Annotated in this window: 17 protein-coding genes and 1 tRNA gene; 4 read left to right on the top strand and 14 right to left on the bottom strand. The window is 70.2% G+C overall.

The window, feature by feature from the left end:
- From AC1HC7_RS00750 to putA, 4 genes are all read right to left on the bottom strand, one after another.
- Positions 1–126, bottom strand: a 126-nt coding sequence (locus AC1HC7_RS00750; protein WP_479498004.1) for a GTP-binding protein, incomplete at its 3' end; no start/stop codon positions are given.
- Positions 127–312: 186 nt separating this feature from the next.
- Complete coding sequence (locus AC1HC7_RS00745) at positions 313–990, bottom strand: VPLPA-CTERM sorting domain-containing protein (RefSeq protein WP_479498450.1); 678 nt, start codon at positions 988–990, stop codon at positions 313–315.
- A gap of 158 nt (positions 991–1,148) precedes the next feature.
- Positions 1,149–1,222 (bottom strand) — tRNA-Gly (locus tag AC1HC7_RS00740).
- 229 nt (positions 1,223–1,451) lie between these two features.
- Positions 1,452–5,141, bottom strand: coding sequence for a bifunctional proline dehydrogenase/L-glutamate gamma-semialdehyde dehydrogenase PutA (gene putA / locus AC1HC7_RS00735; RefSeq protein WP_479498556.1), 3,690 nt, complete (start codon positions 5,139–5,141; stop codon positions 1,452–1,454).
- A 127-nt stretch (positions 5,142–5,268) separates the two neighbouring features.
- Between putA and AC1HC7_RS00730 the strand changes: the two genes are divergently transcribed.
- Positions 5,269–5,724, top strand: a complete 456-nt coding sequence (locus AC1HC7_RS00730; protein ID WP_479498555.1) for an Lrp/AsnC family transcriptional regulator — start codon at positions 5,269–5,271, stop codon at positions 5,722–5,724.
- A gap of 105 nt (positions 5,725–5,829) precedes the next feature.
- Here the strand turns inward: AC1HC7_RS00730 and AC1HC7_RS00725 are convergent, their stop codons facing one another.
- From AC1HC7_RS00725 to AC1HC7_RS00715, 3 genes are all read right to left on the bottom strand, one after another.
- Entirely contained in the window at positions 5,830–8,484 is a 2,655-nt protein-coding gene (locus AC1HC7_RS00725) for a TRAP transporter large permease (protein WP_479498447.1), read from the bottom strand.
- A gap of 15 nt (positions 8,485–8,499) precedes the next feature.
- The gene (locus tag AC1HC7_RS00720) at positions 8,500–9,534 is read right to left on the bottom strand and encodes a TRAP transporter small permease subunit (protein ID WP_479498446.1); all 1,035 of its coding nucleotides are present in this window, start codon (positions 9,532–9,534) and stop codon (positions 8,500–8,502) included.
- 361 nt (positions 9,535–9,895) lie between these two features.
- Entirely contained in the window at positions 9,896–10,987 is a 1,092-nt protein-coding gene (locus AC1HC7_RS00715; RefSeq protein WP_479498445.1) for a TRAP transporter substrate-binding protein, read from the bottom strand.
- 442 nt (positions 10,988–11,429) lie between these two features.
- On the opposite strand from AC1HC7_RS00715, the gene AC1HC7_RS00710 reads away from it, so the two are divergent.
- On the top strand, positions 11,430–11,801 hold the full coding sequence (locus AC1HC7_RS00710; RefSeq protein WP_479498554.1) for a c-type cytochrome: 372 nt from the start codon (positions 11,430–11,432) through the stop codon (positions 11,799–11,801).
- 17 nt (positions 11,802–11,818) lie between these two features.
- Here AC1HC7_RS00710 and AC1HC7_RS00705 read toward each other — a convergent pair whose 3' ends face one another.
- From AC1HC7_RS00705 to AC1HC7_RS00685, 5 genes are read right to left on the bottom strand one after another with little or no spacing between them, the layout of a single operon-like run.
- Entirely contained in the window at positions 11,819–12,649 is an 831-nt protein-coding gene (locus AC1HC7_RS00705) for a TIGR03084 family metal-binding protein (RefSeq protein ID WP_479498553.1), read from the bottom strand.
- 4 nt (positions 12,650–12,653) lie between these two features.
- Positions 12,654–13,787, bottom strand: coding sequence for a nitronate monooxygenase (locus tag AC1HC7_RS00700; RefSeq protein WP_479498443.1), 1,134 nt, complete (start codon positions 13,785–13,787; stop codon positions 12,654–12,656).
- Complete coding sequence (locus AC1HC7_RS00695; protein ID WP_479498442.1) at positions 13,784–15,796, bottom strand: acetyl/propionyl/methylcrotonyl-CoA carboxylase subunit alpha; 2,013 nt, start codon at positions 15,794–15,796, stop codon at positions 13,784–13,786. Before AC1HC7_RS00695 ends, AC1HC7_RS00700 begins: the two co-directional genes overlap by 4 nt.
- 10 nt (positions 15,797–15,806) lie before the next feature.
- Positions 15,807–17,429 carry an acyl-CoA carboxylase subunit beta gene (locus AC1HC7_RS00690; RefSeq protein ID WP_479498441.1) on the bottom strand — a complete coding sequence of 541 codons (1,623 nt, stop codon included), beginning with the start codon at positions 17,427–17,429 and terminating at the stop codon, positions 15,807–15,809.
- Positions 17,426–19,201 carry an acyclic terpene utilization AtuA family protein gene (locus AC1HC7_RS00685; RefSeq protein WP_479498552.1) on the bottom strand — a complete coding sequence of 592 codons (1,776 nt, stop codon included), beginning with the start codon at positions 19,199–19,201 and terminating at the stop codon, positions 17,426–17,428. Before AC1HC7_RS00685 ends, AC1HC7_RS00690 begins: the two co-directional genes overlap by 4 nt.
- A 98-nt stretch (positions 19,202–19,299) precedes the next feature.
- Here AC1HC7_RS00685 and AC1HC7_RS00680 point away from each other — a divergent pair, with 98 nt between their 5' ends.
- Together AC1HC7_RS00680 and AC1HC7_RS00675 are read left to right on the top strand one after the other, a co-directional pair.
- Positions 19,300–19,896 carry a TetR/AcrR family transcriptional regulator gene (locus tag AC1HC7_RS00680; RefSeq protein WP_479498439.1) on the top strand — a complete coding sequence of 199 codons (597 nt, stop codon included), beginning with the start codon at positions 19,300–19,302 and terminating at the stop codon, positions 19,894–19,896.
- 186 nt (positions 19,897–20,082) lie between these two features.
- Positions 20,083–20,346, top strand: a complete 264-nt coding sequence (locus AC1HC7_RS00675) for a hypothetical protein (protein WP_479498438.1) — start codon at positions 20,083–20,085, stop codon at positions 20,344–20,346.
- A 12-nt stretch (positions 20,347–20,358) separates the two neighbouring features.
- Here the strand turns inward: AC1HC7_RS00675 and AC1HC7_RS00670 are convergent, their stop codons facing one another.
- Positions 20,359–20,970, bottom strand: coding sequence for a PA14 domain-containing protein (locus AC1HC7_RS00670; protein WP_479498437.1), 612 nt, complete (start codon positions 20,968–20,970; stop codon positions 20,359–20,361).
- An 89-nt stretch (positions 20,971–21,059) separates the two neighbouring features.
- Positions 21,060–22,803 (bottom strand): adenine deaminase (gene ade / locus AC1HC7_RS00665; RefSeq protein WP_479498551.1); only part of this gene is annotated, 1,744 nt, incomplete at its 5' end.

Below are 22,803 nucleotides of genomic sequence, written 5' to 3'. Positions count from 1 at the left end.
ATACGCCTTGAATTCGCCGAACAGCTTGGTGATCGCCGCCGTCAGCGTCGTCTTGCCGTGATCGACATGGCCGATCGTGCCAACGTTGACATGCGGCTTCGTGCGCTCGAATTTTGCCTTCGCCATGAAACGGTTCCCTGATCTGGTGACGTCCTTTCCGCGCGCCCGCGGATCGCGGCCCCCCATAGAGCGAAAACCGCCCGGGCGCAACAGCCAAGCCGCGAACCGCCCGGCAATGGCCAAAGAAAGACGCCGCCCGGGTCGGGGCGGCGTCAGTCGTCAGGTCGATCGGCGGTCGCGCCGCCGCTGAAGTCAGGCGCGCGCGCGGCGCATGCGCCGCAGACCCGCCAGCCCGGCGACGCCGGACATCAGCAGCCAGGCCGAGCCGGGCAACGGCACCGGGGCCGGGCCGCCCTGATTGACCGGCGCGTTGAAGAAGGTGCCCTGGATCGGGGACTGCAGCCCGTTGCCGATGCCGAAAGCCAGCGAGGCGACCGGCCCGAAAAAGCTGAACCCGCTGCCGGTCTGGCCCGGCATCAGGCCGCTGGCATCCTCGATTTCATACCAGTTGACCACGTCGGTCCCGAAGGACCACGCGCCGAACAGGTCCTCCAGCGTGTCCGTGCCGTAAAGCGGCATGTAGCTCGACCATTCGGTTTCGGTGATCAGCGCCGCATTCCACAGCTCGAAGCTCTGAACGCCGTTGACCTTGATGAAGCCGCCATCGGTGAAGGGCGGAAACGGTTCGAAATCATCCGGCTCGTCCACGTAAGCGTAGGTCGAGAACGGATTGGTCACGCCGAAGGCGGTGACCACCGCATCGGCGGAGCCGTTCACCAGTTCATAATTGCCGGAGCCGAAATCGCCGAGCGTTTCGGTGATGCTCACGCCGTCGAAATCCGGCGACGGCAGGTCGACGACAACCGCATAGGCCGGCGCGGCGCCGAAGGCGACCGTCGCGGCAACGGCCATGGTTTTCAAAAAATTCATAGTTCTCCCCTTTGGAAAATTCCCCATATGCTGTTCACGCTTATTGGACAATTTTCGGCAAATCAACCCCCACTGGACGGCCGACAGGGTTAATCGACGCCGAAATGGCGTATTGTCGCCGCAACGCTCGCGGAAATCGCAAGGCGGAGGCGGCGGTCTGGAGCGGGCAGCGGGAATCGAACCCGCACCAAGAGCTTGGAAGGCTCGTGTGATACCGTTTCACCATGCCCGCGCGCCGCGCCCTAGGTAGCGCGGGGCGTGGGCGAGTTCAAGCGCCAAGGCCGGGCCGGGATCGCGTCGACGGGAGGTTGGCTTCTCGCCGCCTCGCGCGTCGGGCCCCGAGTCCCGGCAATGGTCATGCGCGCGGGAAACCGGGGGGTGAGCGCCCCGCGGCGCGAGCCGGATTCGCCCCGCGGCGCAAGATCGCGGGTTCTGCGCCAAGACCGGAATTCAAAACGCCGTCAGCCGCCGCCCGCCAGCAGCGCCGCGTTGCCGCCGGCGGCGGTGACGTCGATGCTCAGCACGCGTTCATGGGCGTAATCCGCGGGGGCGCGCAGGGTCGCGATCAGCGGCAGGATCGGGCCGTCGCGCGCCGCCAGCGCCCGGCGCAAATCGGCGACCCCGGGACCGCCCGCATGGGCGACCGCGCCAAACGGCGCATGGGTCAGCGCCGCCGGATCGATCGCGCCGTCCAGCGCCGTCAGCGGAAATCCGGCGGCGCCGCGCGCGTCCAGCAGCGCCGCCAGCGCGGCGGGCGCGCCGGGCGCCACCGCCACCGCCGGGCAGCCCATGGCCAGCGCCTGCACGCATTGCGTCAACAGCGCCTCCGGGTCCGGGCCGAGACACAGCGCAACGCCGCGCGGGGCCAGCGAGATCTGGTTGGATTCGCCGGTCGGCCCCGGCAGGTCAACGGGTCCGCAATCCACCGCCGCCGCATCGGCCATGGCCTGCGCGGCGCGCCCCCGCAGCGCCGCGCGCAGATCGCCGAGCCGCGCCGGATTCTTCATCCAGTCCCGGGCGCGCGCCGAATCGCCCAGGCTGCTTGACGCGCGGATCAGCGTCGCGGCGTCGATGGTCTTGGCATCGGGCGCGGCGGCGGGCGTCGCGGCGCCGGTCGGGCGGATCTCGGCGCGAAACCGGCGCAGGTAATGCGGGCCGCCCGCCTTGGGGCCCGTGCCCGAAAGCCCCTCGCCGCCAAAGGGCTGGGCCCCGACCACCGCGCCGATCTGGTTGCGGTTGATGTAGACATTGCCCACATGCGCCGAGTCGACCACCCGCTGCACGCGCCCGTCGATGCGGCTGTGCATGCCCAGCGTCAGCCCGTAGCCGCGGGCGTTGATCGCCGCCACGACGGCGTCAAGCTCATCGGCCTCGAACGTCGCCACATGCAGGACCGGGCCGAAGATCTCGCGCTCCAGATCGGCGATTCCGTCGACCCGGATCAGCGCAGGGGCCGCGAACAGCCCCTGGCCCGGCGTGTCCAGTCGCCGAATCAGCCGGCCGTCCCGCGCCGCCTCCGCCAGATGCGCCTCGATCCCGGCCAGCGCCTCGGCGTCGATCACCGGGCCGATATCGGTAGAGAGCCGGCGCGGATCGCCCAGGACCAGCGTCTGCATGGCCCCCTCCAGCATCTCCAGCAGCCCCGGCGCGATGTCGGCCTGCACGTAGAGCATCCTCAGCGCCGAGCACCGCTGCCCCGCCGACTGGAAGGCGCTGGCCAGAATGTCGCGCACCGCCTGTTCGGGCAGCGCCGAGCTGTCCACGATCATGGCGTTGAGCCCGCCGGTCTCGGCGATCAGCATCGCCTCGGGCGCGGTCCTCGCCAGTTGCCGGTCGATCAGCGACGCCACCTCGGTGGAGCCGGTGAAGCACACCCCGGCGATGCGCGGATCGGCGGTCAGCGGCCCCCCGACCGAGGGCCCGTCGCCGGGGAGCGACTGCAGCGCGTGCTCGGGCAGCCCGGCCTCGCGCCACAGCGCCACGGCGCGCGCCGCGATCAGCGGAGTCTGTTCGGCGGGCTTGGCGATCACCGCGTTGCCGGTGACCAGCGCCGCGGCGATCTGCCCGGAAAAGATCGCCAGCGGGAAGTTCCAGGGCGAGATGCAGACGATCACGCCGCGCGCCCGGGCGCCGGGGTCGCCGGGGTCGCCGCGCGAAGCTTCGGCGGCGTAGTAGCGCAGGAAATCCACCGCCTCGCGGATTTCGCCGACGCCGTCGAGCAGGATCTTGCCGGCCTCGCGCGCCGCGAGTTCGATGAATTCGCCGGCATTGGCCTCGTAGAGATCGGCGACCCGATTGAGGATGGCGGCGCGCGCGGCGACCGGGGTCGCCGCCCAGCCGGGCTGCGCGTCCACGGCGCGGGTCACGGCGCGGGTCACGGCCCGGGTCTCGGCCCGGGTCACGGCCCGGGTCTCGGCGGCGCCGGCGCCGGCGGCCTCATGCGCCACGCCGACGATCTCGCCGGGGTCGGCGGGGTTGGCGATGACGCGCGCCGTCCCGGCGGTCGGGTCGCCCGCGCGCCACTGATGGGGCGCGCGAAACGGCGCGCGCGCGGCGTCGATGCGGGCCAGATCCAGCGGGTCGGCGATGTCGGTCCCGGCGGAATTGCGCCGCGACGGGCCAAACAGCGCCGCCGGCGCCGGGATCGACGGCGCCGGACGCAAACCGCCGGCCTCGGCGGCGGCGAACGGGTCGGCGGCGACCGCCTCGGGCGAATGGCTCTTGTCGACGATCTGATGCACGAAGGACGAATTGGCGCCGTTTTCCAGCAAGCGGCGCACCAGATAGGCCAGCAGGTCGCGATGCGAGCCCACCGGGGCGTAGATGCGGCAGCGGATGCCCGGTTCGCGCATCAGCAGCGCATGCAGCCCCTCGCCCATGCCGTGCAGGCGCTGGAATTCGAATTTCCGGCGATCCACGCCCGCGGAGTCAGCCATGTGCAGCACGGCGGCGGCGGTGTGGGCATTGTGGGTGGCGAATTGCGGATAGATGCGATCGGTCAGTCCCAGCAATCGCCGCGCGCAGGCGATGTAGCTGACATCGCTGTGACATTTGCGGGTGAACACCGGGTAGCCGGCAAGCCCCAGCACCTGCGCGCGCTTGATCTCGGTGTCCCAATAGGCGCCCTTGACCAGCCGCGCCATGATGCGCCGGTCCAGCCGTTGCGCCAGCGCGTGCAGCCAGTCGATCACATCGACGCCGCGCGGCCCGTAGGCCTGCACCACCACGCCGAACCCGTCCCAGCCCGCCAGCGACGGGTCCGACAGCGCCGCCTCGATCACGTCGAGCGACAGGTCGAGCCGGTCGGATTCCTCGGCGTCGACATTGAGCCCGATGCCCGCCGCCTTGGCCGCGCGGGCCAGGTCCAGCAGCCGCCCGGTCATCTGCGCCAACATCGTGGCGCGCTGGCCGTATTCGTAGCGCGGATGCAGCGCCGACAGCTTCACCGACACGCCGGGATTGTCGCGCACGCCGCCCTTCGCCTCGGCGGCGACGGTCTCGATGGCCTCGGCATAGGCCGCGTGATAGGCGCGCGCGTCGGCTTGGGTGCGCGCCGCCTCGCCGAGCATGTCGTAGGAATAGCCGTAGCCCCTGGCCACCATCGCCCGACCCCGGGCGATCGCCTTGTCCATGGTCTCGCCCAGCACGAACTGGCCGCCCATTTCCTGCATGGCGCGCGCCACCGCCACCCTGATCGCCGGCTCGCCGAGCCGGCGCACCGCGCCGCGCAGGACGCCGACGACGCCCTCGGCCTCGCGCCCCAGCACCCGGCCGGTGAGCATCAGCGCCCAGGTCGAGGCGTTGACCAGGATCGAGCCGCTGTCCCCCAGATGCCCGGCCCAGTCATGGGGCGCCACCTTGTCCTTGATCAGGTCGTCGATGGTCTCGGCGTCGGGCACCCGCAGCATGGCCTCGGCGAGGCACATCAGCGCCACGCCCTCGCGCGTGGACAACCCGTATTCGGCGAGGAACAGCTCCATCAGCCCCGGATCGTCGGACTCGCGCAGCGCCGCGACCATGCGCGCAGCGTTGGCGCAGATGGCGGCGCGGTCGTCCGGGGGCAGGGCGGCGGCGGCGATCAGCGACGTCAGCGTTTCGGTTTCATCGGCGAGGATGCGGGCGCGCATCCGGGCCCTGATGGTGTCGAGCATGGCGGCCTCCTTGAAACGACGCCCCAGACTACCGCGAATCGCCCGGCAATGGCGGCCTGCAAGACAGGCCCATGGCGGCCAATCGGTCTTTTGTCGGCGCGGCGAAATCGGCTATCGTCCCGCGGAAATGAAAAACACCGACCAGATCGACGCCGCCGACCGGCGCATCATCGAGGCGCTGTCGCGTGACGCCCGCCTGTCCTACGCCGCGCTGGCGGCGCGGGTGGGCCTGTCGAAATCGCCGGTGCAGGCGCGGGTGAAGCGGCTCGAAAACCTCGGGATCATCCGCGGCTACGGCGCGCGGGTGGATCATGCGCGGCTGGGCGCGGGGCATATCGCCTATGCGCAGGTGACCCTGTCGGACACCCGTTCCGCGGCGCTGGCGGCGTTCAACGCCGCGGTGCAGAAGATCCCCGAAATCGCCGAGTGCCACATGATCGCCGGCGGCTTCGACTATCTTCTGAAGATCCGGACCCGCGACATCGTGGAATACCGCCGCCTGCTGGGCGAAACCTTCTCGGCCCTGCCCCATGTGGCCCAGACCTCCACCTTCGTGGTGATGGAGGCCGTGAAAGACCATTGACCGGCGGTCTCGTCCGCCGCCCCGATGCGGGACCGGCAAGACGACGGGGCCCGCCGCTGGTCGCGACGGGCCCCGAGATCCGCGACATACGCGATGGAGCGCGGCCTAGAAGCGCAGCGAGATGTCGCGATGCGAGGCCTCGCAGGCGGCGATGAACAGCGCCTCGTCGCGGGGCATGCGGGTCTGCAGCCGCGCCCCGATGGTGCCGCTGATCGCCGCGTCGTAGCGCGCCAGCGCCGGGGCCAGCTCCGCCGCCGCCCGTTCGCGCCAGATCAGCTGGGCGTCAAGCTCGGCCACGGCCTCCTGCAGCTTCGCCGCGGCCTTGGCCTGATCCGGGGTCTTGGCGCGCAGGGCGCTGCGGGCCTTGGACACCAGCGAGCGAATCTTCGAGGCCCCCGCCACCGCGCCGACGCGGCTGCGCATCTCGGTCACGGGCGCCACCAGATCGGCGGGATCGCCCGCCGCCACCGCCTCGGCCAATGCGCGCAGATCCGGGGCCAGCGCCGCCAGCGCCGCGCTGCCCGCCAGCACCTTGCGCAGTTCGCCCACCGCCTCGTAGCCCTGATCGGCGGACCGGCGATAGGCCCGGCGCGCGTCCTGCTCGGCCTTGTCGAGCTTGCGGAACGCGGCGTAGGAATCGTCCCAGCTTGCCGGGATCGAGGCGGTCAGCTTGTCCTTCTCGGCGGCGAGCGCCGCGGCCTGCCGCTCCAGCCTCGCCTTCCTGGCGGCGAATTTCTCGTCGCGCAGGCGGCTGATCCTGGTCTTCAGCGTCGCGAGGCGGGTGTCGATCTTGCGGATCTCCTTCTCGATGAAGCGCACCTGATCGTGGATCGGGCGGAAATCGGGCGTCGCGGCCTTGACCTCCAGCTCCGCGGCCAACGCATTCTCGAGCAGCCCCGGCGCCGCCTCGGCCTTGTCGAAGCTGGCGGCGAAATCCCTGGTCACCGATTTGGGCAGATAGCTCAGATCAAGGCCGCGCGCCCCGGAAATCGCCGCCAGCACCGCGTCGCCCTCGTCGTCGAAGCGGCCCGAGACGTATTGCTCAAGGCAGTATTGCAGGCGCGGATTGCGCGGCGGCGGCGCGGTTTCGGAGGTCAGCGACACCCGGTTGGGCAGGTAGTTGACCAGCTCCGGGAACTTGCCCACCACCGCCAGCGCCAGCAGCTGCAGCAGGATGAAGGGCGCCACGCCCTTGTAGATCTGGACGGTCTTGACGATCGCCGGGGCCACGCCGCGCAGGTAGAACAGCGCAAAGCCGAAAGGCGGGGTCAGAAACGAGGTCTGGATGTTGAGCCCGATCATCACGCCAAGCCACACCGCGGTGACGTTGGCCCCCGGATCCGCCAGCAGGATCGGCGACACGATCGGCACCACCACCACGGCGATCTCGATGAAATCGAGGAAGAAGCCGAGGAAGAAGATCACCGCCATGACGATGATGAACTGGGTCCAGAACCCGCCGGGCAGGGATTCGAGAAACTCGCGCACCAGATGCTCGCCGCCGAACGCGCGGAACGCCGCGGTCAGCATCGCCGCGCCGAGCAGGATGATGAACACCAGCGACGATGTCTTGGCGGTCTCGACCATCACCCCGTGCATGGTGCCGTCGATGCGCAGCACCCGGATGCCGGACCAGATCAGCGAGATCAGCAGCCCGGCCACCGCGACCAGCGCGATGGTGACGCCAAGCTGGTCGGATTCGGTCTGGATGTTCTTGATGTTGGTGTCGAAATTCTCCAGCACCAGTCCTATGGCGATCAGCGACACCAGGAACAGGATCGCCGGCAGATAGGCGCCGCGCCCGTCCTTGAGCCGATAGCCCGCCATCACCATCGCCCCGGCGGCGCCGATCGCGCCCGCCTGGTTCACGGTGGCGATGCCGGCGATGATCGACCCCAGCACCAGGAAGATCAGCGCCAGCGGCGGCACCAGCGTCAAGCCCACATTCAGCCAGAAGCGCCCGTCGCGTTCGCCCTCATAGGGCACCGAGGGCGCCGCCTTGGGGTTCAGCGTGGCGTAGATCAGGATGTAGACCATGTAGATCGCGACCAGCAGCAGGCCGGGGATGAAAGCCCCGAGAAACATCTCCCCCGCCGAGGTCGAGGCCACGTCGAAGCTGGTGGGCATCGACAATTCGCCGGTCGCCGCCTTGTAGAGCGCCTTGCGCGCGGTGCTGGCCTGATCCACCGCGCTCGACAGCTGGTCGGCGAGGATGATCAGCACGATCGAGGGCGGGATGATCTGCCCCAGCGTGCCCGACGCGGCGATGGTGCCGGTGGCCAGCGATTGCGAATAGTTGTTGCGCAGCATCGCCGGCAGCGAGATCATGCCCATGGCCACCACGGTGGCCCCGACGATGCCGGTGGTCGCCGCCAGCAGCGCCCCCACGAACACCACGGAAATCCCCAGCCCCCCGGGCACCGGCCCGAACAGCCGCGCCATGGTGACCAGCAGATCCTCGGCGATCATGGATCGCTGCAGCATGATGCCCATGAAGATGAAAAGCGGAATGGCGATCAGCGTGTCGCGCTCCACCTCCCAATAGACGCCGCGCAGGTTGGTGACCCCGGCCGACAGCCATTGCGACGGGCCGCCCTGCGCGAAATAGGCGTCGACGCCGCCGCCGAACATCCAGCCGGCGGCGGCGGCCGCGCCGATGGTCAGGATCGCCGATCCGGGCAGCGCGAAGGCCACCGGATAGCCCGAGCCCAGCGCGAAGGCCATGCACAGGATCAGGAGGGCGAGAAAGAACAGTTCCATGGTCGCGGCTCCGGATCAGCTGGCGTGGACGGCGTCTTGCTCGCGCCCGCCGGGTTCGCCGCGCCAATCGGCGACGGCGTCAAACAGATAAGCGGTGAACTGCACCAGCATGGTGATCGCGAACAGCGCCAGAAAGCCCGCCATCAGGTATTTGATATACATGCCGAAGCCCAGCTGGGAGACCTCCCAATTGGCCATGGCCCCGGTGACGATGGCGGATTTGCCGCCCATGGCGATGATCAGGATGGTCCAGCACAGGGTCATGCCCAGCGCCACCGATCCCACCGCGTTGACCCGGCCCCGGGCCCGGCGCCCGAATCCCGAATAGAACACGTCGACCCGCACATGCCCCTCGTGCAGCAGCGTGTAGGCCGAGGCGAACAGGAACAGCGCCGCGTACCAGAACCGCACCAGATCGCCCATGAAGGCCTGCTCGTAGGAAAATATGAACCGCGTGAGCACGATCAGCAATTCGGCCGCCACGATCATCAGCGCCAGCCAGATGAAGCCCAGCGAGCGGCTGAACAGCGCCAGCAGATAGGCCAGCGCGATCAACGGCACGTGCAGCCACGCGCCGCGGAACTGCGCGCGCCCCAGCTCGACCGCCAGTTCCTTGCCGAACACGTCGCCGATCAGGCCCTCGACGCGCAGGAAGGATATCGCCGCGTCCGTCAGCCCGATGAAAAGCACCGCGAAGAACGCGCCCCGGACCAGATAGGCGTTGACCGCGCAGATCATGTCGCTGTCTTCGCGCAGCCCGCGCAGCGGCGTGGCGATCACCCACCAGCCGGCGAGGATCAGCGCCGCCGGATAGGCCAGCAGCAGCGCCCAGGCGGTGCGGGTCTCGAAGCTTTCGAACGGATTGGCGGCCTGCCCCGACAGCGCCAGGCCCGGCGCCGCGGCCCCGAGCCCGTAGAGCAGCCAGGCCTGAATCAGGAAAGTGGTCAGGATCGCCAGATTGAACCAGCCGAACAGGCGCACGGCGATGTCCAGCGCGTCATTCCCCCCGGCTTTGCCAAGGCGGGGCCCGGCGTCAGCTGCCAGTGTCATCGAGTTCTCCCTGTGGGGCGGTCCGACCCGCGTCCCGGCCTGCCTGCGGTCCGGCCGCCCGCCTTGCGGCGTCGCCGGCCCGCGCATCGGTTTCCTGTCATGCGCCTTGTGCGCCGACGCCGCATCGCCCGGCTTCGCGGCGCCGCGGCGAGCCGACCATCGGCCGGCGACCCGATGCCGCGCGGGCGTTCAGGATGCGCGGCGCCGCGATCTTCGGGGCATGCATGGACCGGGCCGCGACCCCGGCGCCATGCGAAAACGCCGAATCGCGGCGATTTCACGCCGCGATCCGCATTGACCCCGCGCCGGGGCGCCCGCGATCCGTCGAAACGGCGGGGCGCCCGGCGCGGTCAGGCGGGGCTCAGAGCCCCAGCACCCGGTTGCGCTGGTTGGAGAACTCGATCTCGGCGATCTTCGTGTAGGATCCCATTTCGCGCAGCGAGTCCTGGAAGTCGTCGTTGATCTTCGCCGCCAGCGGCGAATGATCGCGGGTCTCCTCGAACACCTCGGCGGCGGCTTCGCCGAAGGCGTCCCAGACCTCGTCGTTGAACGAGCGCAACTGCACGCCGTGATCGTTGATCAGGCGCGACAGGTAGATGCCGTTGTTGGCGATGGCTTCCTCGGGCTGCGCGGCGTGCTCCTCGTAGCAGGCGGCGGTGACCACGGCCTTTTCGTAATCCGAGAGCGATTCCCACCACGACTTGTTCATGCCGAAGGAGAGGCCGCCGCCGGGCTCATGCATGCCGGCGGTGTAGTAGTATTTCGCCGCCTCGTAGAACTTCATGAAGTAGTCGTTGTAGGGGCCGACCCATTCCGTGGCCTCGATGGCGCCGGAGATCAGGTTCTCGTAGATCTGGCCGCCGGGCAGGGACACCGTCGACACGCCAAGCTTGGACAGCACCGTGCCGCCAAGGCCGGGGATGCGCATCTTCAGGCCGCGCAGATCGTCGGGGCTGTTGATTTCCTTGTTGAACCAGCCGCCCATCTGGGTGCCGGTGGCGCCGCAGGGCAGGGCCTTGAGGCCGAATTCGCCGGAAATCTCGTCCCAGAGCGCCTGACCGTTCTTGAACTTGATCCAGGCGTTCCATTCCGGGGTGGTCATGCCGAAGGGCACCGAGGTGAAATAGGCGAACCCCGGATGCTTGCCGACCCAGTAGTAGTCGGCGGCGATGTAGGCCTGGCTGTTGCCGCCGGCCACGTCGTCGAACACGTCGAAGGCGCCGACGCGCTCGCCGGCGGCGAAATATTCGGTGGTGATGCGGCCTTCGGACAGTTCGGTGATGCGCGCGGCCAACCGCTGGGCGCTGATGCCGAGGCCCGGGAAGTCCCGCGGCCAGGTGGAGACGATGGTCATCGTCTTGCGCTCTTGCGCGATCGCCGGCGCGGCGAGGCCGCCGGCTGCGGTGGCGGCGCCGCCAAGGGCCGCGGCGGTCAGAAACTTACGGCGTTCCATGTGTTCTCTCCCTGATCGTCAGTCGTTGCAACGGAAATCGACCGGTGCAGATACGTGCGCGGACTACATCAGAACGCGCCGGCGGCGCCAACAGCGATTTCCTGTTTCCGGGACAATTGCCGTCTAAGTGAACGGGGGGCGCCTGTTTTTCGGGCATTTTTCGCAGAACGGCATGCAGAACGACTCGCGGTGGCCCGTCGAATCGCCGGCGTCGGCGCACCGGGATTCGCAGCCATTGGCGCGCGATCGGTTGAGGTGCGCAATCATGCCGGGCATCCTTGCGCGCCCACAGCGCGGCGTGGCAGAGTTCGGGCACTGGGCACGGGGCCGGGCATGGGGCCGGGCATGGGGCCGCGCAGGCGGATCGCGGCCCCGCCACGCCCCGGGCCTTTGCCGCGACGCCCGCGGCGGCCAGCGTTTTCGCCTGAATCCGGAGCCAGCAATGCAAACCGATCCTGACGCTTTCACGCCCCGCGCCGAAACCCGCCGACGGCGCGACGCGGGGCGGCTGACGAAGGGATTGGCGCTGGGATTGGCGCTGGCGATCTGGGCCGCGCAGCCCGTCGTTGCGCAAAGCCCCGACCCCGTGCGCGGCCGGGCGCTGGCCGAACGCTGGTGCGTGTCCTGCCATGTGGTCGGGCCCGAGGGGCCGGGCGCCGACGCCGGCCCCGCCTTCGCGACGCTTGGCGATCGCAGCGACGCAAGGCTGCGCGGCTGGATCGCCAGCCCGCATCCGCCGATGCCCGACATGCAGATTTCCGGGCGCGACATCGACGATCTGGTCGCCCATATCCGCGCGGTTGCGTCGCAATGACCCGCCGCCGCCCCGGGTCAGGCCCGGGGCGGCGGCGGCGCCTTGATCGCGCCGGACGGCCCGCGCGCCCCCGGCGCCGGGGGCGTCTCCGGCGGCCCGGCGAAGCATTGCGCGGTCTCCATCCAGCGGGTCGCCGTCGCGCCCCGCACCGACAGGTCGGTGTCGGCGATGTTGCGGGTCTGGGTCACCACCTGACAGAACGCGACGGCGGGGCCTTCGATCAGCCCCTCGCCCTCGCCGAATTCCCAGATCGCGCCGGACGGCGCGGTGAGCCGCAGGCGCGGCATCGGTCCCTGCGGGACCTCGCCGCGCACCGCGAAGCTCCACCCGAAGGTGTTCACCCCGAGCACCACGATGTTGCGGATGCGGTCCCGATCCTCGCGCGCCACGCCGAGCAGGTCATGGATCGCCTGCCCATGCGCCCAGGTCTCCATCAGCCGCGCGGTGATCGCCGAGCGCGCGGACATGTCCGGCCCGGCCCATTTGACGCGGCGCTTCGGGTCCGCCCCGGCCCAGCGCGCGCCCATGTCCATGAACGTGTCGCGCCAGGCGTCGCGCAGCGCCGGGCCGGACAGCCCGGCGAGCCAGGCCAGTTCGGCCTCGCGCAGCCCGCCCGCGCGCATCGCCGTCATCACCCCGGCGAGCAGGGTCTGAAACGCCTCGGGGTCGCGCAGCGACAGGTCCGCCGCGTTGTTCCAGAAATGCAGATGCCCGAGGATGCGATCCACGCTCCAGCGCTTGAACCCGGTCTCGCGGGCGAAATCCGCCGCAGGGAGGTCGGCGATCAGCGCGTGCAGCGCCATGCTCTCGTCGCGGAAATCCAGCGCCTGCCGCAATTGATCCGTCATCGCCCTACTCTCCCAGCAACCGCGCGAGCCGCTCATGGGCGGCGATGAAATCTTCCTTGAACGCCTGCACCACCGCCCCGGCCGACTGCGTTTCGTTCATCAGCCCCACCCCCTGCCCGACCCAGTAGGTGGCGAGATCGCGGGCGCCCTCATGGCCGCCCTCGGCCAGTGATTCGATCTTGGCCAGCGCCGGTTCGGTGAGCAGCGATTGCAGCGGCATGGGCAGCGGCGGCGGCGCGCCCGGGCGCTCCCACGCCTTGGTCCAGCCCGAGGCCAGCTGGCGCGACGGCTTGCCGGTGCGCGAGCGCGAACGCACCGTGTCCCGCGACCCCGCCGCCAGCATCTTGTCCTTCACCGCCTGCGCCGGTTCGCCCTCGGCGGTGGTGAGCCAGACCGAGCCGCACCACGCCCCCGCCGCCCCCATGGCCATGGCCGCCGCCATCTGCCGCCCGGTGACGATGCCGCCCGCCGCCAGCACCGGCGTGTCGCCCGCCACCGAGACGATTTCGGGGATCAGCACCATCGAGGACACCTCGCCGCAATGGCCCCCCGCCTCGCCGCCCGCGGCCACCAGGATGTCGACCCCGGCGGCGATCTGCTTCAGCGCGTGTTCCTTCGCGCCCACCAGCGCCGCCACCGGCACGCCTTTGGCGCGCGCCATGTCGATCATCGCCGGGGGCGGCGCGCCCAGCGCGTTGGCGATCAGGCGGATGGGAAAGGAAAACGCCACGTCCAGCATCTCGACGGCGCCGGCCTCGCCCAGATTGCGCGCGAACCGCCCGGCCTCGCGCCGCGCCGCATCAAGCCCGGCGCCGTCGATTCCGGCCTCGGCCAGCAGGTCGGCGGTGAAATCGCGCTGCGCGGCGGGCATGGCGGCCAGAAGCCGCCCGATATCCATCTCGGCGGCGCCGCGCAGCATCGCGCCCGGCACGATCATGTCCACGCCATAGGGCTTTCCGCCGCAATTGGCGTCGATCCATTCCAGTTCGCGGCGCAGTTCGTCGGGCGTGTATTTCACCGCCCCGAACACGCCCATGCCCCCGGCGCGCGACACCGCGGCGACCACGTCGCGGCAATGGGAAAAGGCCAGCAGCGGGAATTCGATCCCCAGCATCTTGCAGATCGGCGTTTTCATCATGCCGGCCCCTCCTCTGTCGCTCCGCCGTCGCGCGGCGGCGTGATGTCCACCAGCAGATCGCCCGCCGCCACCTGCGCGCCCGGCCCGCCCGGCGCCCGCGCGACGGTCCCCGCAACGGGCGCGAGGATTTCATGCTGCATCTTCATCGCCTCCAGCACCGCAAGGATCTGCCCCCTGTCCACCGCGTCCCCCGGCGCCACGCGCAGTTCGGCGATGCGGCCATGCATGGGCGCGCGCACCTCGCCGCCGGCGGGCGCCTGCCTGCGCGCGCTTTCATCGGCGACGGTGACGCGCAAGTCGCGGTCCGGGAGCCCGATCAGCAGATCGCCCCCCCGCCACGCATGGAACAGCCGCAGGCGGCGCCCGTCCAGCGTCACGGTCGCGCCATGGTCATCGACCGAGTCGATCCGCACGACCGCCTCGCCAACACCATCGCCGCGCACATGATAGGTCTCGCCGTCCGGGCGCAGCGTGAACGCGCGCCGCGCGCCGTCGAAATGCAGATCGATGATCGCGACCGGCGCTCCGTTGCTCCACCAGTTGGCCAGCGGCGCCATGTCGCTCACCGCCGCCGCCATGCTTTGCGCGCGCCGCCGGCGGACCACCAGCGCGGCGGCGATGGCGGCCTCGCCGAAAGCGACCGGCGCCGGGGTCAGGGCCCCGGGGGCAAAGGTCTCGGCGATGAAGGCGGTGGTGGGGGGGCGGCGCGCGAAGCCGTCCGCCTTCAGCGCCGCGATCAGGAAGCCGCGATTGGTGGCGGGGCCCAGCAGCGCCGTGGTTTCGAGCGCCGCGATCAGGCGCCGCCGCGCCGCGTCGCGGTCCGGGCCGTGAGCGATGATCTTCGCCAGCATCGGGTCGTAATGGGGCGAGACCTCGGCCCCCACCCCGGCATCCACCCGCACGCCGTCCGGCGCGCGCCACAGCGCCACCGCGCCGGTGGCGGGCAGGAACCCGGCGCCGGGGTCCTCGGCATAGAGCCGCGCCTCGATGGCATGGCCGCTCAGCGCCACGTCGGCTTGCGAAAACCCCAGCGGCGCGCCCCCGGCCACGGCGACCTGCAATTGCACCAGATCGCGCCCGGTGACCGCCTCGGTCACCGGGTGTTCGACCTGCAAGCGGGTGTTCATTTCCAGAAAATGGAAATTTTCGTCATCATCCAGCAGAAATTCCACTGTCCCGGCGCCGCGATAGCCGACCGCCTTGGCGGCGAGGATCGCGGCCTCGCCCATGGCCGCGCGCAGCGCCGGCGTCATGCCCGGCGCCGGGGATTCCTCGATCACCTTCTGATGGCGGCGCTGCACGGAACAGTCGCGTTCGCCCAGATGCAGGATCGCGCCGTGATGATCGGCGATGATCTGGATTTCCACATGGCGCGGGCGCGGCACGGCGCGTTCCAGGATCAGGCGGTCGGATCCGAACCCGGCCAGCGCCTCGGCGCGGGCGCGGGTCAGCGCCTCCGCAAGCTGGCCCGGCGCCGCGACCAGCCGCATGCCGCGCCCGCCGCCCCCCGCCGCCGCCTTCACCATCAGCGGAAAGCCGATGCGCGCGGCGGCCTGCGTCAGGCTGGCATCGTCCTGCGCGTCGCCCTCATGGCCCGGCAGGCAGGGCACCCCCGCCTCCCCCATCAGGCGCTTGGCGCGGGCCTTGTCGCCCATGATCTCGACAGCCTCGGCGCCCGGCCCGATGAAGACCAGCCCGGCGGCGACGACCGCGCGCACGAAATCGGCGTTTTCCGACAGGAACCCGTAGCCGGGGTGGATCGCGCCCGCGCCAGTCGCGCGCGCCGCGTCCAGAATCCGCGCCGGGTCGAGATAGCTTTGCGCCGCCGGGCCCGGCCCGATGCAGACCGCGTCATCGGCGAAGGCCACATGGGGCGCGTCCCGGTCGGGTTCGGAATGCACCGCGACGCCGCGCAGGCCCATGGCGCGCAGCGCGCGCAGGATCCGCAGCGCGATCTCGCCGCGATTGGCCACCAGCACCGCGTCAAAGGCGAATCGGGAAACATCCATGATCATCGCCTCACATCCGCGCCACGCCGAAGGCGTTGGGTTTCAGCCTGCGCGCTCTGGCCTCGCGGCAGGTGGCGAGCGCGAAGGCCAGCACCCGGCGGCTGTCGCGCGGGTCGATCACCCCCATGTCGAGCATCCGCCCGGAGGTGTAAAACGCATCCGACTGACGATCGAAATGCGCCGAGATCGCGTCGCGCTGCGCCGCCAGCCTGTCCATGTCGGGTTCGATGCCGCGCCGCTTCATCCCCGCCAGCGCCACGTGCTCCATGGTGGCGGCGGCCTGCGCGCCGCCCATCACCCCGGTCCGGGCGCTGGGCCAGGCGAACAGGAAATCCGGCTCGTAGCCAAAGCCGCACATGCCGTAATTCCCGGCCCCGAAGCTCGCCCCCACATAGAGCGTGATCTTGGGAACCCGGGCGTTGGAGACCGCCTGGATCATCTTCGCGCCATGCTTGATCATCCCCGCCTGTTCGGAGTCCCTGCCGACGATGTAGCCGGTGGTGTTGCTCAGGAAGATCAGCGGCATGTCGGCCTGATCGCACAATTGCACGAATTGCGCCGCCTTGGTCGCGCCGGCCGGATCGATGGGGCCGTTATTGCCGATGATCCCGCAGGCCTGCCCGTGGATCGTCGCCTGCAGGCACGCAGTCGAAACCCCGTAGCGCGGCTTGAAATCGGCGAAATCGGACCCGTCCACCAGCCGCGCCGCCAGTTCGCGCATGTCATAGGGCTTGCGATAGTCGAGCGGAACCAGTCCGGCGATGTCCTCCGGATCGCAAGGCGGTTCGGCGAAATCGCGCGCCGGGGGCGGCGCGCAATGGTCGTTCCAGCCCAGCCGCGCCATCAGGTCGCGCTGCATGGCGATGCCGGCCGCGTCGTCCTCGGCCTCGTATTCCACCAGGCCGGAGATCGTGGCGTGCATCTCCACCCCGCCAAGCTCCGCGTCGGTGGATCTTTCGCCCGTCGCGGCATGCACCAGCGCCGCGCCGGCCAGCGCCGCCATGCCGTTCTTCTTCACCCCGATCACGTAATCCGACAGCCCGGGCTGATAGGCGCCCCCCGCCGTCGAGGGCCCGTGCAGCACCGTGAAGGTCGGGATCCCGGCGGCGCTGAGTTTCGCCAGCCGGTGGAACATGCCCCCGCCATGGGCCCAGAGCGCCACCTCGTAATTCATCAGATTGGCCCCGGCGCTTTCCACCAGGTGGATCAGCGGCAGCTTCTGGCGCATGGCGATGTCGAGCGCATACAGGGCCTTGTCCACGGAACTGACCGTGATCGCCCCGGCGTTGATGCCGCTGTCATCGACCAGCGCCATCACCCGCACCCCGGCGACGAAGCCGATCCCGGCGATCATCGAGCCGCCGGGGATCGAGGTTTCCGGGTCCGGGTCCTCGACCAGAAAATTCGCCAGATTGTAAAGTTCGAGAAACGGCGCGCCGGGGTCGAGCAGCCGCGCCAGCCGCTCGCGCGGCAGCAATTGCCCGCGCTGCTCGAACCGCGCGCGGCGCTTTTCCGAGGCCGCGACGGCACGCGATTCGATGGCGCGCAGGCGGTCCACCAGCGCCAGCATGCCGGCGCGGTTGGTCGCGAAATCCGGCGCGCCGGGATCGATGCGGGTGGTGAAAACGCTCATGGTCGGGGCTCCTCGGCAAGACGGGCGGCAATGTCGGCCGAGACCGGGATCGGCAACGCCAGCAGGCGCTGCGCGTAGCCCTTGGCCTGCGGGTCGGCGCGCAGGCTGGCGACGCCGCCGCCGCCCAGCACGTCATGCAGCAGGAAATTGACGCCATGGCAGCCGGGCAGCAGGAAGCGGTCCACGCGCGACGGCGCGAATTTTTCGAAACACGCCGCCACGGCGCGTTCGTCCAGCGCCGCCCAGATCCATGGCAGGAATTGAGGGTCGCGCGCCAGCACGCCGATATTGGCCTTGTCGCCCTTGTCGCCCGACCGCGCATAGGCCAGCCGGATCAGCGGCACGCCGGTCGCGGCGGCGCCGGGCGCTGGGGGCGGGGCGGGGGGGGCGGGGGGCGCGTCGGGCGCGCTTGCGGGGATCGGCAGCGGCGCCGGGTCGCCGATGTCGAGCGTCGCCGCGACCTGCCCCGCCGGGATCAGGAAGGAAAACAGCCGCACCACCGGCGAGGGTCTTGGCCGCGCCCCCGCGAACATGCTCAGCCCCGGCGGCGCGGCCAGCGCCAGCCCCACGGCCTCCTTCAGATACAGGCCCACGGCGCGCGCGTCGTCATGGCGCACGGCGAGCTTCAGCGTGACCTCCTCGTAGCCGGCGGTGGTCCCGCCCGTGATCTCGGCGCTGATCTCGGCGAAATCCGGAGCGTTGCGCCGGGCCAGCGCGGCGCGGGCGCGCGCGGCGACGCCACGCGCGAAGGCCGCGGCCTTGTCGCGCGCGTCAAACCCCTCGAAGGCGAAAAGCTGCCCGGCCCGGAACCCGTCCGCCCAGGTGGCCGACACTTTCAGCATGCCGCCCGGCGCCCGCCCCTTCGCGCCCGCGATCCGCACCCGGTCGGGGCCGTCCCGGGTCAGCGTCACGCCGGAAAAATCGCAGATCGCGTCGGGCAGAAGATAGCTTTGCGGATCGCCGATTTCGTAGAGCATCTGCTCGCCCACCGAGCCCGGCGACACCACCCCGGCGCTGCCCTCGGGCTTTGTGATCACAAGGCCGCCGTTCCCGGAAACCTCGGCGATGGGGTAGCCGATGCGGGCCAGATCGCCAGCCGCGCGCCAGTCGGTGAAATTGCCGCCGGTCGCCTGCGCGCCGCATTCCAGCAGATGCCCTGCCAGCGCGCCCGCCGCCAGCAGATCGTGTTCTTCGGGGCCCCAGCCGAAGCGATGCATGAGCAGCCCGAGCGTCACGGCGCTGTCCACGCAACGGCCTGTGATCACAATATCCGCGCCGCGATCCAGCGCCGCCGCGATCGGCCCGGCGCCGAGATAGGCGTTGATGGACGCGACGCGCGCCGGGTCGGGAAAAGGCGCATCGGTGAACATCTCGCGCATTGCGGCGAAATCCTGCGCCCGGGCGGTCAGATCGTCGCCGCGCACCACCGCGACGCGCAAGTCCAACCCCTCGGCGGCGATCCGCGCGCGGATCGCCGCGGCGCAGGCTTCGGGGTTGAGCCCGCCGGCGTTGGAGATCACGGCCACCCCGCCCTCGGCGATGCGCGCCAGGTTGGGCGCCAAGGCTGCGTCAACGAAATCAACCGCATAGCCCCGCGAGGCGTCCTTCGCGCGCGCCCGGGCCAGGATCGACATGGTGATCTCGGCCAGATAGTCGAAAACCAGCGCATCGACCCCGGCGTCGAGCAACTGGCGCGTCGCCAGCGCCGCATCGCCCCAGAACCCGCTGGCGCCGCCGATCCTGATGACCCCCCGCGGGTCGGCTCGCGCCATGCGTCATCCCTCCGCTTGAAACAGACCGTTCATTCTGTTTTGATGCTAGTCCCTGAGCATCAGGATGCAAGCCCGGAGTCGGATCAAAGGACCCTGACGTGTCGTCACCCGCCAGCCAGCCCACCCTGCGCGCGCGCATCATCGACGCGACGGTGGCCTGCCTTGACGAATGCGGCTACGGCGCGACCTCCATCGGCAACGTGCAAAAGCGCGCCGGGGTGTCGCGCGGCGCGCTGACCCATCATTTTCCCACCCGCGAAGACCTGATCGCCGCCGTGGCCGAACGCCTGCTGGGCCATGCGCTGGCGCCGGTCAGGGACCGGCGGCTGGGCGAGGGCGCGACGCCGACGCTGAAGGCGCTGATCCTCGACGCCTGGGCGCGGATCGTGAACACCCGCGAAGGACGGGCCTTCATCGAGATCCTCATCGCCGCGCGCACCGACCGCGCGCTGGACGACCGGCTGGCCCCCCTGCTGCGCAACTGGAACGACGAGATCGGCGCCGCCTTCGCCCGGGTGTTCGATGCGCCCGAGGGCGATGCGGCGCAGATCTGGGCGATTTGCCGGACGTTCCTGCGCGGGCTGGTGATCCATGAACGCTTCGCGCGCGATCCGGCCGAGCGCACCGCCATGGTCGAGCGCTTCGCCGGGATCGTCGCGCCGCATCTGCGCCTGCGCCCGCCGGGGCGGCGCTGAGAATTTTTCGATTCAGACGCGATGCGGGTTTTATTTCACGCGAATATCACGTAGATTACGCGGCGCGGCGCAATTCGCGCGGCTCAACGCACCCTCGGAGGACAGGACATGACCGGCGATTTTTCTGGTCCATCCACGCTGGCGCCGCCGGGCGACAGGCGGGAATAGCGGCGACGGAGCGGGGCGATGCGGATTTTCGGCGCGATCTCGATCGGCCTTGCGGTCGTCTACGCCATTCTCGGGGCGCTGGCGCTGGCGGCGCTGATCGCCGGCATCGACAAGGATGCGCTGGCCGCGGTTCCGGCCATTGTCGTCGCCCTGCCCTGGTCGATGCTGCTGAGCGCCATGGAGCCCGCGCCCGACGCCCGGATCAGCACCGCGATCCTCGCCGCAACGCTGGCGATCAACCCGCTGCTGCTGGTCTGGCTGGGCCGCAGGCTGCGCCGCTGAGCGGGTTTCGGGTCAGCCGGGGGCGTGGGCGTAGATATCGGTGGGCGCCCAGTCCATCTCCTCGCCCGGAGGTTCCCATTCCAGCAGCAGGCAGGAGGTCTTGTAGCGCTGGAAATACAGCGCCTCGACCGCATACCAGCCCGCCTTCGGCGCCTCGACGCGCACCCAGCCATTGGTGCCGCAGCGGTGGCGCCCGTCATGTTCGTAGACCTGCACGCCGCCGATGCGCACCCGGAACCCGTCATTGGACTGGAATTCCAGCTTGTAGACGCCCGGCTTGTCAAAGCGCATGTAGCCGTCGATGAAGGCGACCACCTGTTCGGCGCGTTTCGCCGTCAGCGGCTTCTGGCCGGGCTCCGCGTCGGGATAGTCGAAGCCGATGATCGGTTCGCCGGTTTCGAGTTCGTAGCCGCGCATGGCCTCGGCTTCGTAGAGCAGGCGGATGTCCGGGGGGTAGGCGTATCTGACCCCGAGCCCCGGCTTCAGCGCCGCGGCGTCGGGCTGCGGGTCGGCGGGCTGCATGCGGATCGCCTCGGCGGCGAAGGCGGGCGGCGCGAAGGGCGGCGGGGCGATGGCGGCGCCGGCGAGCGCAAGCGCCAGGGCGCAAAATCGGATCGGTGTCATCATCGCTCTCATTTCAATCCAGAAACTTCAAACCGCGGCAGTCTGCATGAACCTAGCGCGCCGCCGGATATTGTCCAGACCGGGGCGGATCAGTCGAAGGCCGCCACCGGCGCGAAGCGGGTCACGTCGATCAGCCCGCGATCCGAGATCCTGAGCGCCGGAATCACCACCAGCGCCAGCAATGAATGCTGCATGTAGGCATTGTTGAGCATGCAGCCGCAATCCTGCATCGCCGCGACCATCTGGTCGGCCTGCGCCGCCACGGTTTCGGCCGGCGCGTCGGAGATCAGCCCGGCGATGGGCAGCGGGACCAGCGCCAGCTCCTCGCCGTCGCGATACACCACGACGCCGCCGCCGACCTCGCCGAGCCGGTTGGCGGCCAGCGCCATGTCGGTTTTCGACGTGCCCACCACGATCATGTGGTGGCTGTCATGGGCCACGCTGGAGGCCACGGCGCAATCCACGTCATAGCCGAAGCCCGACACGAAGGCGTTGGCGACCTCGCCGGTGGCGCGATGGCGTTCGACCAGCGCGATCTGGCAGATGTCGCCGTCGCGATCCATCGCCACGACGCCGTCCTCGACCGGCAGATCCGCCTCCAGCGCCCGCGTCGGAGCCTGGTTTTCGACCACCCCGATGACGCGGGCGCGCACCTGCTCGCGCCCCGGGGCCGGGATGTCGAAATCGCCCGCCGAAAGCCGCTTGCCCAGTTTCACCGTGTCGCGCGCCGCCGCCGGGTAGGCGAAATCCGGGGTCCCGGCGATCATCGCGCCGTCCCGCGCCACCACCCGGCCGCGCGCGATCACCGTTTCGGCGGCGAACTCCACCAGCGAGGAGGTCAGCGCCATGTCCGCGCGCCGCCCCGGCGCGATGGCGCCCAATTCGCGCTCCAGCCCGAAATGCAGCGCGGTGTTGAGCGTCATCATCTGGATCGCGACCATCGGCGCCAGCCCCTGGGCGATGGCGTGGCGCAGCACCCGGTCCATATGCCCGTCATGCACCAGCGTGCCCGAATGGCAATCATCGGTGCAAAGAATGAAATTGCGCGGATCCAGCCCGCGTTCCGTCACCGCCCGGATCCCGGTCGCCACGTCATGCCAGGCGGATCCCAGCCGCAGCATCGCCCGCATCCCCTGACGCACCCGCGCCACCGCGTCGTCGATCGTCGTGCCCTCGTGATCATCCGCCGGACCGCCCGCCGCATAGGCGTGGAAATCGCGGCCCAGATCGGGCGAGGCGTAATGCCCGCCCACGGTCTTGCCGGCCCGCATGGCGGCGGCGATCTCGCCCAGCATCTTCGGGTCGCCCGCAGCGACGCCGGGGAAATTCATCACCTCGCCAAGGCCGATGATGTTGGGCCAGCGCATCATTTCGGCGATGTCCTCGGGGCCAAGCTCGGCGCCGGCGATTTCCAGCCCCGGGGCCGAAGGCACGCAGGACGGCGCCTGCACGAACACGTTGACCGGCTGGGCCATGGCCTCGTCATGCATCAGCCGCACGCCGGGCAGACCCAGCACATTGGCGATCTCGTGCGGGTCCACGAACATGGATGTGGTGCCGTGCGGGGCCACCGCGCGCACGAACTGCGTCACCGTGAGCATCCCCGATTCCACATGCATATGCGCGTCGCACAGGCCGGGGACCATGTAGCGGCCCCTGGCCTCGATCACCTCGGTGTCAGGCCCGATCGAGGCGCCCGCGTCCGGCCCGCAGCAGGCGAAGCGCCCCTCGGCGACGGCGATGTCGGCGTGCGCGATGATCTCGCCCGAATGCACGTTCACCCAGCGCCCGCCCCGGATCACCATGTCGGCGGGCGCGCGCCCGGCGGCGACC

This window comes from Oceanicella sp., assembly GCF_056449545.1.
The sequence above is the reverse complement of the archived record's forward strand: the minus strand, read 5'-3'. Positions and strand labels throughout refer to the sequence as shown.